Origin of the sequence: Cutibacterium avidum ATCC 25577 (assembly GCF_000227295.1) — a bacterium.
Taxonomy (GTDB): Bacteria; Actinomycetota; Actinomycetes; order Propionibacteriales; family Propionibacteriaceae; genus Cutibacterium; species Cutibacterium avidum.
The window spans coordinates 1,918,487-1,933,285 of sequence record NZ_JH165054.1; the positions used below are offsets into that span (position 1 = coordinate 1,918,487).

9 protein-coding genes are annotated in these 14,799 nt (G+C 64.1%); 1 reads left to right on the top strand and 8 read right to left on the bottom strand.

Annotated features, from left to right (window positions below):
• Position 1: 1 nt before the first annotated feature.
• The 8 genes from mltG to HMPREF9153_RS08625 all read right to left on the bottom strand — a co-directional run bounded on the left by mltG (position 2) and on the right by HMPREF9153_RS08625 (position 10,248).
• The gene (mltG, locus tag HMPREF9153_RS08590) at positions 2 to 1,111 is read right to left on the bottom strand and encodes an endolytic transglycosylase MltG (RefSeq protein WP_004811319.1); all 1,110 of its coding nucleotides are present in this window, start codon (positions 1,109 to 1,111) and stop codon (positions 2 to 4) included.
• Positions 1,108 to 1,551, bottom strand: a complete 444-nt coding sequence (ruvX, locus tag HMPREF9153_RS08595; protein WP_171023470.1) for a Holliday junction resolvase RuvX — start codon at positions 1,549 to 1,551, stop codon at positions 1,108 to 1,110. The genes mltG and ruvX overlap by 4 nt, the downstream gene beginning before the upstream one ends.
• 35 nt (positions 1,552 to 1,586) lie before the next feature.
• The gene (gene alaS, locus HMPREF9153_RS08600; RefSeq protein WP_004811321.1) at positions 1,587 to 4,265 is read right to left on the bottom strand and encodes an alanine--tRNA ligase; all 2,679 of its coding nucleotides are present in this window, start codon (positions 4,263 to 4,265) and stop codon (positions 1,587 to 1,589) included.
• Positions 4,266 to 4,437: 172 nt separating this feature from the next.
• Positions 4,438 to 4,899, bottom strand: coding sequence for a DUF948 domain-containing protein (locus tag HMPREF9153_RS08605; RefSeq protein WP_004811322.1), 462 nt, complete (start codon positions 4,897 to 4,899; stop codon positions 4,438 to 4,440).
• Positions 4,896 to 6,287, bottom strand: a complete 1,392-nt coding sequence (locus HMPREF9153_RS08610; protein WP_004811323.1) for a replication-associated recombination protein A — start codon at positions 6,285 to 6,287, stop codon at positions 4,896 to 4,898. Before HMPREF9153_RS08610 ends, HMPREF9153_RS08605 begins: the two co-directional genes overlap by 4 nt.
• A gap of 107 nt (positions 6,288 to 6,394) precedes the next feature.
• On the bottom strand, positions 6,395 to 8,218 hold the full coding sequence (gene aspS, locus HMPREF9153_RS08615; protein WP_004811324.1) for an aspartate--tRNA ligase: 1,824 nt from the start codon (positions 8,216 to 8,218) through the stop codon (positions 6,395 to 6,397).
• A 182-nt stretch (positions 8,219 to 8,400) separates the two neighbouring features.
• The gene (locus HMPREF9153_RS08620) at positions 8,401 to 9,471 is read right to left on the bottom strand and encodes a hypothetical protein (RefSeq protein ID WP_004811325.1); all 1,071 of its coding nucleotides are present in this window, start codon (positions 9,469 to 9,471) and stop codon (positions 8,401 to 8,403) included.
• A gap of 123 nt (positions 9,472 to 9,594) precedes the next feature.
• A complete protein-coding gene (locus tag HMPREF9153_RS08625; RefSeq protein WP_442486007.1) occupies positions 9,595 to 10,248 on the bottom strand; it encodes a TetR/AcrR family transcriptional regulator in 654 nt (217 codons plus the stop codon).
• Positions 10,249 to 10,334: 86 nt separating this feature from the next.
• Between HMPREF9153_RS08625 and HMPREF9153_RS08630 the strand changes: the two genes are divergently transcribed.
• Entirely contained in the window at positions 10,335 to 14,768 is a 4,434-nt protein-coding gene (locus HMPREF9153_RS08630) for an acyl-CoA dehydratase activase-related protein (protein ID WP_004811327.1), read from the top strand.
• Positions 14,769 to 14,799: the final 31 nt, after the last annotated feature.

Sequence of the window (14,799 nt, forward strand, 5' to 3'; positions counted from 1 at the left end):
ATCAGCACTTACCCTTGTGGTCCTGACACCACGCCTGGAACTTCTTCACATTCTTCTCGTGATCGGCCAGGGTCTTGGCATAGGCCGTCGTCCCCTTGTCGGGATCCGTGACGACCCAGTACAGGTAGTCGCTCTTGATCGGGGTCACGGCCGCCTCCATCGACGCCGCACCAGGATTGTTGATGGGAGTCGGCGGGAGGCCGTTGTGCAGGTAGGTGTTGTAAGGAGAATCCTTGGCGCGCTGCTCGTCGGTCGTCGTCAGCTTTCCGTCGGCATGGTTGGCGTACAGTACCGTCGCATCCGACTCCACCTTCATACCCTGGTTGAGACGGTTGTAGATGATGCCGGCGACCATCCTCATGTCCTTGGGGTTCCTGGCCTCCTTCTCCAGGATGGAGGCGACGATGAGGGCATCATAGGGACTGCGCTTGATGGTCTGGGCCTGACCCATGAAGTTCATGGTGTTTACCTGTTTGACGAACTGGTTCGCCTGCATCTGCAGAATCTCCAGCGGCGTCGGGTTGGAACCCACCTCGTAGGTGTCAGGGAAGAGGAAACCCTCCGGACGGTCCTTGGCCCACACCGGCAGGCCAAGCTTCTTGGTCTGCTTGTACGCGACCTTGAAACTGTCGACGGGCATGGTGGTGCCCTTGGCCATGATGGCGAACTGTTCCTCGGTTGTCAGCCCCTCGGGAAGGGTGACGCGAGTGCGCTGGATGTTGTCCGGGTTGCCCAGGATGGAGACAGCCTTCGCCGCGCTCATGTGGGTCTTGAGCTTGTACTGGCCGGCCTGGATCGTGACGTCAGACTCCGACTCGCGAATGGCCTTGTTGTAGGCCTTCGTCGACTTGATGACGTCGTTGTCGAGCAGGATCGATCCGACCTCGCTCACCGACGCGCCCGAGGGCACACGCACCAGGACGTCCTTCTCACCGTCTCCGAGGTAGTCGTCGGCCGACTTGTACGAGATGTAGGCGTCATAAGTCTTGACACCGACGAAGACGCACCCACCAACGAGAACCGCCAAGGACAAGATGACCGCCACAGCACTGCGAAACTTGTACCAGAACTCCGCCTTGGGGTCATCCTGTTCGTCGAACGGTCCGCTCACGAATCCGTCCCTCCTGTCGTCGTCGCCGATCGGGCCGACCGGACTTGCTCCAACACGTGCTCCAGTATGGCCACCGCAGCCACCTGATCAATAACGCCACGCTGTTTGCGCGCGTCTCGCCCAGCATCGTGGAGAGCACGAGCGGCCGTACGTGTCGTCATCCTTTCATCGACCCAGCGCACCGGAATCGGACTGATGGCTTCGGCCAGCTGACGTCCAGCCTGCCGAACATCCCGCGCGGCGATCTGCTCGGTGCCGTCGAGGGCCACCGGGAGGCCCATGATGACCTCGACGGGCTCATACTCGGCGATGATCTCGGCTAGGCGCTGCACCGGACGATTCGCGGTCTGCACCGTTTCGACCGGGAAGGCAAGGATGGCATCACGGTCACTCGCGGCCACACCGATCCGGGCCTTCCCCCAGTCGACAGCGATCCTCACACCGCGCAGGGAGGTATCGGGACGCTCCTCGGAGTTCACAGCGCAGCCAACTCGGCGTTGATGGCACGAAGAGCGGCGTCGATACCAGAAGCATCGCTGCCGGCACCCTGAGCCATGTCGTCCTTGCCGCCACCGCGGCCACCGATCGGCCCCGTACCGGCCTTGATGAGGGCACCAGCCCTGGCTCCGGCGGCGCGAGCGGACTCAGTCGTCGCGACGATCATGGCGGGCTTGTCGTCTGTACCTCCGATGAGGGTGACGACCGCTGGGCGATCCTTGACGCGTACCCGGACCTCGGAGGCCAGGGTGCGCAGGTCGTTGCCAAGAACACCAGGCACCCTGGCCGCGATGAGGTCGAAGGATCCGGCCGGGGTGGCACCGGCGACGATGTCGTCAACCTGCCCCATGAGTTCGCGGGTGCGGGCGGCGGCCAGCTTGTGCTCAGCGTCCTTGAGGTCGGCAGCGAGCTTGGAGACGCGGTCGGCCAGCTGGTCGGGCTGCACCTTGAGGATGCCGGTGAGCTCGTTGACCAGGGCACGCTCGGCAGCCATGTGGCGGAAGGCATCGGTGGAGACCAGCGCCTCGACGCGGCGAGTCCCCGAACCGACCGATTGTTCGCCCAGCAGGCTCAGCATGCCGATACGACCGGTGGAGGCGACGTGAGTGCCACCGCACAACTCGCGGGACCATGGGCCGGCCAGTTCGACGACGCGCACGATCGGCGGGTACTTCTCGCCGAACATGGCCATGGCTCCCATGGCCTTGGCATCTTCAAGAGGCATCTGGGTGTCAGTGACCTCGAAATCGTCGTGGATGGCGACGTTGCAGCGCTCCTCGATCTCCTCCTTGAGGGATTCCGAGAGTCCCTTGGTGGCCGAGAAGTCGAAACGCAGGTAGCCGGGCTTGTTGTAGGAGCCGGCCTGGGTGGCCGACGGCCCGACCAGCTCGCGGAGGGCTGCGTGGATGACGTGGGTGGCGGTGTGGGCCTGGCAGGCCCCGAAACGGGTGGTCGGGTTGACCAGCGCGGTCACCTTGTCACCGACAGCGAGGTCTCCGTCGAGACGTACCTTGTGAACGATGAGGCCGGGAACCGGGCGCTGGACGTCCAGGACCTCGAGATCGAAGCCATTGGCGCGGATGATGCCGGAGTCGGAGTCCTGGCCACCCATCTCGGCGTAGAACGGGGTCTCGGCGAGCACGACCTCGACGACGGATCCGGACTCGGCAACCGTGACGGAGGCACCGTTGGCGATAATGCCAGTGACGGTGGTGTCGACGGTCAGATCCGTGTAACCGAGGAAGGGAGTCTCACCGAGGGCGCGCACCTGGGAGTAGGCCTCCGGGTCGGTGAGCAGGCCCTTCTTGGCCTTGGAGTCTGCCTTGGCACGGGCGCGCTGCTCGGCCATCAGGGCGGTGAACTTGTCACGGTCGACCTGCAGGCCCTGTTCGGCCGCCATCTCAAGGGTGAGGTCGATCGGGAAACCGTAGGTGTCGTGCAGCTGGAAGGCCTTGTCACCAGACAGGGTCTTGGAGCCCGCAGCCCTGGTATCTGCCACCGCGGCGTCGAGCATCGCGGTACCGGCGCTGAGGGTACGACGGAAGGTCTCCTCCTCGGCGGTGGCGGCCCCGATGACTCGATCCCACTGGGCGAGGACGTCCGGGAAGGAAGCAGACATGAGGTCGCGGGAGACCGGCAGCAGCTCAGGTAGCACCGGATCCTCCACACCGAGCAGACGCATGGCACGAACGACGCGACGCAGCAGACGACGAAGCACATAACCACGAGCCTCGTTGCCGGGGGTGACGCCGTCGGTCATGAGCATGAGGCCGGAACGGACGTGGTCGGCAACCACGCGCAGTCGGACGTCGTCGTCATGATTGGCGCCATAACGCTTGCCCGACATCTCCGAAGCCTTCTCGATGACGGGGAAGACCTGGTCAACCTCGTACATGTTGTCGACGCCCTGGAGCAGGTAAGCAATGCGCTCCAGACCAGCGCCGGTGTCGATGTTGAGGCTGCGCAGCGGGCCGGCGATGTCGAAATCTTCCTTGGCGCGAACCGCGGACAGATCCTCGGTCTCGAACACGAGGTTCCAGATCTCGAGGTAACGATCCTCATCGGCCTGCGGACCTCCGTCGGGGCCGTAAGCCGGACCACGGTCGATGTAGATCTCGGAGCACGGGCCGCCCGGACCGGGGACGCCCATGTGCCAGTAGTTGTCCTTGAGGGAACGGCCCTGGATGTGCTCATCGGGAACCCCGACGGCTCGCCAGGCCTCGCGCGCCTCGATGTCGCCCTCGGGGTAATCCGGATGGAACCCCGGGCCGAGGACCGTCACCCAGATGCTGGCCGGGTCGAAGCCGAATCCACCCTGGTCGGCAGGCTTGGAGACGAGTTCCCAGGCGTACTGGATGGCCTCATTCTTGAAGTAGTCACCGAAGGAGAAGTTGCCCAGCATCTGGAAGAAGGTGCCGTGGCGGGTGGTCTTGCCGACCTCGTCAATGTCGAGAGTGCGGACGCACTTCTGGATGCTGGTGGCGCGTTTCCACGGGGAAGGCTCGGTGCCCATGAGGTAGGGCTTGAACGGCACCATGCCGGCATTGACGAACAGCAGGGTGGGGTCGTTGTACAACAGCGAGGCGCTCGGCACCACTGCGTGACCCTTGCTCTCGAAGAAGTCGACGAAGCGCTGTCCGATCTCCGCTGTTCTCATGCCTGGTCCTTCTTGACGTGGTCGCTGGTTGTGGCCTGTGGGGGACGTCCTGACAGATTTTCAGGACATACCGGGTCCCAACCCTACCCGGACGCGCGATAGGCCACATCTCAGCGCGCCGCGGAAAATGTCGAGGTGGGAATCGTGGAGCGAGGGGGGATCCGATTGTGGATCAGTTCTCGTCGTCGAGGTCCTCAGCTGATGACGCACTATGACTCACCTCAGCGGGAGCTGCCTCGTTCTCGACCTGGGAGGGATGGTTGCGACGCCTGGGACGACGAATCGTGCGTCGCACTCCCTCGCCAAAAGCAGCGGCCTTCACCATCGGCGTCCCGACCGTCTGGGTGAAGGTTTGAGCGAGTTCAGCAGCCTGACCGGTGACGACGGTGCCGTGTTCGGAAATGGTGTGAATGTCCTCGATGACCTGGTCAAGCTTCGAGATCTCACCATTGGTGATGACGACCGTTCCCTTGAGTTCTTCCAAGATCGGCACCGTCGACTCATCCACGTCGCGGACCGTCTTGCGCACCTCATCCAGAACGCCACCAAGTTTCAGCAGGGGAACGGCACACAGCGCGACGAGCACCACCGCCGCGAGGGCAGCGATGAGTCCGGCGATCTGACCCAGGGTCATGACTTCTTCTCCTCGGTGGTGTCTCGTCCGAGCAGCATCCGTATCTGGCTCAGACGTTGTGAGATGGCAGCCTCATTGCCGTGGTCAGTCGGGTGGTAGTACCGCGTCGAGGCGATGTCGTCAGGAAGATACTGCTGTTCTGCCACCCCGTGCGGGAAGTTGTGAGCGTAACGGTATCCGACCCCGTGACCGAGGTCGTGGGCGGATGAATAGTGCGCGTCACGCAAATGGGCCGGCACCTCTCCTCCCTTACCGGCGCGGACGTCGGCCAGTGCCCCGTCGATGGCGGTGATGACGGCGTTGGACTTCGGGGCGGTGGCTGCTGCAATGGTCGCCTGGGCCAGGTTGAGGCGGGCCTCGGGCATACCGATGAGTTGAACGGCCTGGGCTGCGGCAACGCAGGTTTGCAGCACGCTCGGGGCGGCCATGCCGATGTCCTCGCTGGCCAAGATCACCAGACGGCGGCCGATGAACCGGGGATCCTCCCCCGCCTCGATCATCCGGGCCAGGTAGTGCATGGCGGCGTCGACGTCCGAACCACGTACCGACTTGATGAATGCACTGATGACGTCGTAGTGCTGATCACCGTCACGGTCGTACCGCACCGCAGCGCGATCCACGGCCGTCGAGACGATCTGACTGGTGATGGTGTCAGTTCCAGCCGTGCTCGCCCCGGCTGCGGCCTCCTCGAGATAGGTCAGGGCTCGTCGGGCGTCTCCCCCGGCCAGCTGCAGCAGGTCGGCTCGGGCATCGTCGTCAAGGGTGTAGAGCCCGTCCGACTCGGTGCGCAGACCGCGCGGATCACTCAGTGCACGGTCGATGAGGGAGGACACGTCAGCCTCGGTGAGGGGTTTCAGGGTCAGCAGCAGGGATCGGGACAGCAGCGGGGAGATGACCGAGAAGGATGGATTCTCCGTGGTGGCGGCGATGAGGGTCACGGTCCGGTTCTCGACTGCGGGCAGGAGCACGTCCTGCTGGGCCTTGGAGAACCGGTGCACCTCGTCGACAAAGAGGACGGTCGGCCTTCCCAGCGCCAGCTGGCGACGAGCGGTGTCGAGTTCCCGTCGGACGTCCTTGACTCCGGCGGTCACGGCCGAGATCTCCACGAACCGTCGGTTCGTGGCGTGGGACACCACAGAGGCAATCGTCGTCTTGCCGACCCCCGGAGGGCCCCACAGGAAGACGCTCATGGCCCCGGTGCCCTCGGCCAGCCGGCGCAACGGCGACCCTGGGGTCAACAGGTGTTGCTGACCGACGATCTCGTCAATCGTGCGGGGGCGCAGTCGAACGGCCAGTGGCGCGTCAGGGTTGGGAGTGTCCAAGGACCCGCCACTGGTCGCGTCCGGCTGGACCGGCCCGACATTGCCGAAGAGATCCTCACTCACCATGGCACCATATCGCCGCGCTGCGACACCCCGACGTCCAACGACGCTCGACATGAGGAATGGGCGGCGACCGTGCGCATCGGTCGCCGCCCGCCGTCAGCTCGGAATCATCACTTCCTGGACTTCTCTGCGTCGTCCCTCTGCCCCTCGGGGGACTCGGCCTTCTTCTTCGGTTTGGCGTCCACCCCAGCCTCACGACGCTGAGCCGGGGTGATGGGAGCCGGAGCGGCCGTCAACGGGTCATAGCCGTTGCCGGTCTTCGGGAAGGCGATGACGTCCCGGATGGTCTCGAAGCTGCCGAGCAGCATGACCAGACGGTCCAGGCCGAAGGCGATGCCACCATGCGGCGGAGCACCGAACTTGAAGGCGTCAAGGAGGAAGCCGAACTTTTCCTGGGCTTCCTCCGGACCAATGCCCATGACGTTGAAGACGCGCTCCTGGACATCACGACGATGGATACGGATGGATCCGCCGCCGACCTCATTGCCATTGACGACGAAGTCGTAGGCATAGGCGAGGGCCGAACCCGGATCGGTGTCGAAGGTGTCCATGCACTCAGGGGTCGGGCTGGTGAAGGCGTGGTGGACAGCAGTCCAGGCACCGCCACCGACCGCGACGTCGCCAGAGGCCTCGGCCTCCTTGGTCGGCTTGAACAGCGGGGCGTCGACCACCCAGCAGAAGGCCCAGTCGGAGGGATCGAAGAGTTCACAACGACGGCCGATCTCCAGACGGGCCGCACCGAGCAGCTCCTGGGAGGAGGTCTTCGGTCCAGCGGCGAAGAAGATGGCGTCACCGGGCTTGGCACCGACCTTCTCGGCGATACCGGCCTTCTCCTCCTCCGAGATGTTCTTGGCGACCGGACCGCCAGGCACACCCTCGTCGGAGATGGTGATGTAGGCCAGGCCCTTGGCGCCTCGGGTACGAGCCCACTCCTGCCAAGCGTCGAACTGGCGACGCGGCAGCGAGGCCCCACCAGGCATGACGACGGCGCCCACGTAGGGAGCCTGGAAGACGCGGAACGGGGTGTTGGCGAAGAAATCAGTGACCTCGGTGATCTCGTTGCCGAAACGAAGATCAGGCTTGTCGGAGCCGTAACGGTCCATGGCCTCGTGCCAGGTGATGCGCGGCAGCGGGGTCGGCATGTCGACGCCGATGATCTTCCAGCAGGCCGCCATGGTCTCCTCCGCCAGGGCGATGACGTCATCCTGGTCGACGAAGCTCATCTCGACGTCGAGCTGGGTGAACTCGGGCTGACGGTCAGCTCGGAAGTCCTCGTCGCGGTAGCAACGTGCGATCTGGTAGTAGCGCTCCATGCCCGACACCATGAGCAGCTGCTTGAACAGCTGGGGGCTCTGCGGCAGGGCGTACCAGCACCCGGGGGCAAGACGAGCCGGCACCAGGAAGTCACGGGCACCCTCAGGAGTGGAACGGGTCAGGGTCGGGGTCTCGATGTCATAGAAGTTGTGGCGGTCGAGAACCTCACGAATGGCGTGGGTTACCTTGGAGCGCAGCACCAGGGCCTCATGCTGACGTGGACGCCGCAGGTCCAGGTAGCGGTACTTGAGACGGGCGTCCTCACCGACGGTGACGTGCTCGTCGATCTGGAAGGGCAGCGGGGCCGAGGGGTTGAGAACCTCGAGCTCGGAGATGGCGACCTCGATCTCGCCGGTGGGAAGGTTCGGGTTGGCGTTGCCCTCCGGACGAGCCTCGACGACACCAGTCACCTTGATGCAGTACTCGTTGCGCAGATCATGGGCGCCGGAGGACTCCAGAATCTCGTCACGGATGACGACCTGGGCCAGACCGGATGCATCGCGAAGATCAATGAAGGCGACGCCGCCATGGTCGCGTCGGTGCCCGACCCATCCGGCGAGAGTCACCTCCTTGCCGATGTCGCTGGCTCGCAGGCTTCCGGCGTCATGGGTTCGCAGCACGTTTTCATCCTTCCGTTGTTGCAGGCCACGTATAGACGGTACGGGCCGCGAGCCAGCATACCGGCGGCCACCTCAGCCGTCATCCGGGACGCACTGCCCGAGGGGCACGCCCCACGGCGAGACATGATTGAGCGCCGTGACGGTCGACACCGCACGGCGCTCAATCATGTCTCGACCAAGGATCAGGCCTCGATCTCGGGGAACCATTCCACTATCTGCTTGCGGATGGCCTCGTTACCACCGGAACGCTCGTTGTTGGCGAGGATCCACTCGCGCAGCGAGCCACCGGCAGCGTCATTAATGGCGTTTCGGGCCGTCCCGGGATCGCGCAACACGTCCTTCAGCATCGACACCGCCTCGTCGGTGGTGCGGTAGAAGTAGGGGTAGTCCTCAGGAACGGTCTTGCGGGCCCAAGCGGCATCCGGGAAGACACCGACCGCACCAGCGACCAAGGCCTCGAGGTACTCGAAGCCATAGGCCTCATTCTTCGCAGTGGCGAGGAATGCCGTCATACGGGCCAGGGCCTCCCAGTATTCCTCGCGCTGACCGAACAGTGGGCCGACCGAGGCCCACTTGGGCGAGGACATCTTCATGGCCATGACGCTGGCGAGGTCGCGCTGGCTCAGACGAACCTCCATGCGCACGTCCATCTCGGAGGCGACGCGATTCATGACGTCGAGGAAGACCTTCGGCTGTTTGTTGTCGGTAAGGTGAATAGCCGGGTAAAGGACGGTCGGCACCTCGGGATCGACGTGCTCGCGGACGAGATCGTCACGGATACCAGGCTGAACCCAGGCGATCCGAGCCTGGTGGGCCAGCGGGGAGATCGTCCAGCGACGAACCAGCTCGGTCACCTCGCCGGCGGTGCGCTCACCGGAGCACAGGGTCGGGAAGAGGGCGTAGGCCAGGCCCATGGCCGCGAAGTTCACCTTGTGGTGGTAGTGGGACGGGGGCAGCCACTGCAGGTTGAGGATCTTCGGCTCAGCACCCTCACGGTGCATCGTCTGGAAGACGCCGACCGAGTCGATGACGTCGAGGTTGATGACGAGGGTCTCCAGCGGGTCAAGGCTGGACAGCGTCTTGGCCTCGAAACCGTCACACTGCCGATCCTCGTGGTCGACGACGACGGCTCCCGGGTACATCTTGAGGAGTCGCTCGACCAGCGCGGTTCCGCCTCCTCGTCCGACAAGTCGACCCTGGTCGTCAACGATGGGGTCACCATCGAGGAAACCCATCTTGATTGCGATGGTCATTGGTCATCTCCCGTTGTCCGTGGGCGGAGGCGCGGCTGTGCGCCAAGTTTGTGGGTATCACTCTAACGCCGGCCGTCGCACTGCGGTAGGTGAACTGAACGCCCTGGGGACAAAACGGACGTGTTATTCCTCGGATGCCGGGCCGGTCAAGGTCTTCTGAAGCGTCGGAGCCTCCCGAGCAATGAGTTCCGAGGCAGAGAGGTTTGCCAGGGATCGCAGCCCGACGACGTAACGAGCCGTGAAGATTCCCAACAACTGTGAGAGCCCCAGGGAGGCCCGGGCCCCCGCCTCCTCTTCCCCGAACCGGGGCACCAAGAGCTCGACGACGGGCGCCAGGATCTGGTCGGTGTAAAACTCGCGAACCATGTCGAAGGCGTCAGGCTGGGTGAGGAGGGCCTGAACCACCCCCTGCATTTGCGGATCCGGTCCGCCCAGGCCAAGATGACCGTCCCAGGCATCGATGAAGGCCTTGACCAGTGCTTCGCCCAGGTGATCCGGGTCTGTGCCGGAACAGACGTCAGCAACGATCCGGTGTGGTCCGTTCGGCAGGGACATCGCCTCGTTGTAGAGAGCCTGCTTGGATCCGAAGTAGTAGCTCACCAGCGAGGTGTCCACCCCGGCTTCACGAGCAATGGCCCGCAGGCTCACCGACTGATAATCACCGGCCAGGAACAGGGCCCTGGCGGCCGCCAGAATCGACGCTCGTGCTGCCCCGGCCTCGCCTCGCGGGCCGCGGCGAGGCGCTCGGGTGCACTGTGACTGACTCGGGACAGACATGGCACGACCGTACTCCCCCGAAAATCTCTCGAGAAAGGGGAACCCCACTTGCTGCGAAGAGATTTCCACGGTGATGAAATGGGGACATGGACGCACATCGTGGCAATGCGATCGCACTGGACGACCAGGACCTTCGGATGGGGCTGGACGTCGGATCGACGACGATCAAGGCCGTCGTCCTGGACCCTGACGAGAACATTCTCTTCGAGGACTACAGACGTCACCATGCCGACATCACCGGCGCCATGGCGTCACTGCTCGGTGACGCTGCCAAGGCTCTCCCCGGCGCCACGGTGCACGCAACCGTCACCGGATCAGCAGGTCTGGGAACCGCCGAGGCCCTGGACCTCACATTCATCCAGGAGGTCATGGCCGAGACCGCAGCCGTCCAGCACTGGAACCCGGATGCCGACGTCCTCCTGGAGCTCGGCGGGGAAGATGCCAAGATCACTTACCTCAAGCCGGTCCCCGAGCAGCGCATGAATGGTTCCTGTGCCGGCGGAACGGGTGCCTTCATCGACCAGATGGCCACCCTGCTCCACACCGACGCCGCTGGCCTCAACGACCTGGCATCGCGTGCCCACACCATTCACCCCATCGCGTCGCGCTGTGGTGTGTTCGCCAAGTCTGACCTCCAGCCCCTCATCAACGAGGGTGCGCGTCATGAAGACCTCGCGGCGTCGGTCATGCAGGCCGTCGCCACCCAGTGCATCGCCGGCCTGGCCTGTGGACGTCCGATCCGCGGCAAGGTCATCTTCCTCGGTGGTCCGTTGCACTTCATGCCGGCCCTACGAGATGCCTTCGCGCGAGTTCTCGAGGGCAAGGTCGACGAGTACATCACACCGGAGCGCGCCCAACTCTACGTGGCCATGGGGGCTGCCCTGACGTCCGCCTCGGAGCCGGTCGACCTCGCCGAGACTGCTGAGCGTTCCCGTCACGCCCGCACCCAGAACGGCATCTCCCAGTCGATGCCGCCACTGTTCAGAAATAAGGAGGAGCTGGCCGAGTTCACCAAGCGTCACTCCCAGGCCAAACTCCCCCATCTGCCACTGCATGACGCTCGCGGCAACCTCTTCCTCGGTATTGACGCCGGTTCGACGACAATCAAGTCGGTGCTGCTTGACGAGTCCCTCAACATCGTCGCCTCCCATTACGCCTCCAACGAGGGCGACCCGGTGAGCGCAGCAGTGCAGATCCTCACGGATCTCTACGACACCATGCCCGCAGAGGCGACCATCGCCCGTACCTGTACTACCGGTTACGGCGAGGGGCTCGTCAAGGCTGCCCTGGGTGCCGAGGACGGTGAGGTCGAGACGATGGCCCACTACCGGGCTGCTGATCACCTGCTTCCCGGAGTCACCGCCATCATCGATATCGGCGGCCAGGACATGAAGTACCTGCGCGTCGTCGACCAGGTCATTGACTCCATCTCCGTCAACGAGGCCTGCTCGTCGGGATGTGGGTCCTTCCTCCAGACCTTCGCCGCCGGGATGGACACTGACATCCAGTCCTTCGCCGACATGAGCCTGATGGCCCAGCATCCCGTCGACCTGGGCAGCCGCTGCACCGTCTTCATGAACTCCTCGGTCAAGCAGGCCCAGAAGGAAGGGGCCTCTCCCGCCGACATCGCTGCCGGACTGTCCTACTCCGTGGTCCGCAACGCCCTGTACAAGGTCATCAAGCTGACCGATCCGTCCCAGTTGGGTGACAAGATCGTCGTCCAGGGCGGCACCTTCCTCAACAATGCTGTGCTGCGAGCCTTCGAGAAACTCACCGGCCGCGAGGTCGTCCGTCCTGCCGAGGCCGGACTCATGGGTGCTTACGGTGCCGCGCTGACGGCCCGTGCCCGCTTCCATGCTGGCGAGCCCACCACCTCTGACGGTCTGCGAGATCGCGCCGAACTGGACGGGTTCGCCGTCGAGACCCACCGCGATGACTGCACCCTGTGCCAGAACCACTGCCAGCGCACCATCGCCACCTTCTCGGACGGACGCGTCTTCGTCTCCGGCAACCGCTGCGACCGCGGCGCCGAGGTCGACAACCGCACGATGGCCAAACTGCCGAAATCCGAGCTGCCCAACGTCTTCGAGACCAAGTACAAGAGGCTCTTCAGCTATCGACGACTCACCGTCAAGAAGGCCTTCCGCGGCGACCTGGGTCTGCCTCGCGCCCTCAACATGTACGAGAACTACCCGTTCTGGTTCACGACCCTCTCAGCCCTGGGCTACCGCGTCATGATCTCGGGGCGCTCCTCCCATGCCCTGTTCGAGAAGGGCATGGAGTCCATCGCCAGCGAGAACATCTGCTACCCCGCCAAACTCAACAACGGTCACGTGGAAGATCTCGTGAAGCGCGGCGTCAAGCGAATCTTCGACCCCTGCATCCGTTTCGAGCAGGTCAGCGTGGCCGACGCCGACGCCCATTTCAACTGCCCGGTCGTCGCCTCCTACCCCGAAGTCATCCGTGCCAACGTGGAGAGCCTGCGCGAGAAGGACGTCGAGCTCATCTCCCCCTTCCTCTCCCTGGCCGACCCGGACAAGCTCGCTGAGCGGCTGGCCGAGATTTTCGCCGAGGACGGGGTGACCGTTGAGGAGGCCCGTCAAGCTGTTGCCAAGGGGCTCGAGGAGGACAAGATCTTCCATGACGACGTCCGCAAGATGGGCGAGGGCGCCTTGGCCTACATGGCTGAGCACAACGTTCCCGGCATCGTGCTGGCAGGACGCCCCTATCACGTCGATCCCGAGATTCACCACGGCATTCCCGAGATGGTGAACTCCCTGGGCATGGCGGTCCTCACTGAGGACTCCGTGGCCCATCTTGGGTCTGACCTGCTAGAGCGTCCGCTGCGTGTGCGTGACCAGTGGATGTTCCATTCCCGCCTCTACCAGGCAGCCGCCTTCGTGGGTTCCCGCCCCGATCTCGAGCTCGTCCAGCTCAACTCCTTCGGCTGCGGACTGGACGCCATCACCACCGACCAGGTGCGCGAGATCCTGGCAGCGCGTGACCGCATCTATACCACTCTCAAGATTGACGAGGTGTCAAACCTGGGCGCGGCCCGTATTCGGATGCGCTCCCTGCAGGCCGCGACGAAGGAACGCGCCCGCCACGATCGCAAGCTGGTGACCCATCCGCTTTCCGACGACCGAGTCCTCTTCACCAAGGACATGAAGGCGACCCACACCATCCTGGTGCCCCAGCTCGCCCCGTACCAGACCTCGGTCGCGGAGGCAGCTCTGCGCGCCTCCGGTTACAACGTCGAGGTGTTGGAGCAAGCTTCCAGGGAGAACATCGACTTCGGCCTGTCGGTGGTCAACAACGACGCCTGTTTCCCCGCCATCGTTGTCATTGGTCAGCTCGTCTCGGCCCTAAAGTCGGGCAAATACGACTTGGACCACACCACCCTCTTCCTCACCCAGACCGGTGGCATGTGCCGCGCCACCAACTACATCGGTCTACTGCGCAAAGCCCTCAAGGACGCCGGATTCGGGGACATCCCGGTCATCGCGGCTTCCCTGCAGGGTGTCGAGGACAACCCGGGCTTCTCCCTCACCGCTCCCCTGATTCACCGCATGGTTCAGGCCATCACGATCGGGGACCTGCTGCAGAAGGTCCACCTGCGCACTCGTCCTTACGAGGCGGTTCCGGGCGCGGCTGACGAGCTCATGCACCACTGGACGACCATCGCGCGGGAGCACTTCCTGGACGGCGGGCACTCCAAAACCTGGGGACGGCGCACCTCCTACAAGGCGATCATCAACGGCATCGTCGACGATTTCGAGCATCTTGAGCTCATTGACGGCCCACGCAAGCCTCGTGTCGGCGTCCTCGGCGAGATCTTGGTGCAGTTCCACCCGGACGCCAACAACCACATCGTCGACACCATCGAATCCGAGGACTGCGAGGCCGTCCTGCCGGGGCTCATGTGGTTCGTCTACAACTGTTTGTCCGCAGGCGACTACAACTACAAGACCTTCGGTACTGACAAGTGGAGCCGTCACCTCAAGAAGGCCTTCCGTGGTCTACTGATGCAGTATCAGAAGCCGGTGACCACGGCGCTGAGGAAGTCGACCCGGTTCGAGGTTCCGACCCCGATCACAGAGCTGATGGCGGACGCCCAACGCATCGTCCAGCTCGGCAACCAGGCTGGCGAGGGTTGGTACCTCGTCGGTGAGATGGTCGACATGATCCGCGAGGGCGTGCCGAACATCGCCGTCGTCCAGCCGTTCGCCTGCCTGCCGAATCACGTCACCGGTCGCGGCATCTTCCGAGAGATCCGCCGTCAGTTCCCGCATGCCAATGTGGTGTCGGTGGACTACGATCCCGGTGCCTCCCAGGTCAACCAGCTCAACCGCATCAAGCTGATGGCTGCCACCGCGCGCGATCGCAACGACTCGGAAGAGCTCGACGCCAACGAGGCCATACGGCCGGAGTCAGACGAGGAGATCCCGACCTCTCCCCAGACGGCATCACGCCCAGACCTCAACGGAACGCCTGTGATGGAGCTGTCACTGCACGTGTAATTGGCCTTTGGGAACCGATGATATCGTCACC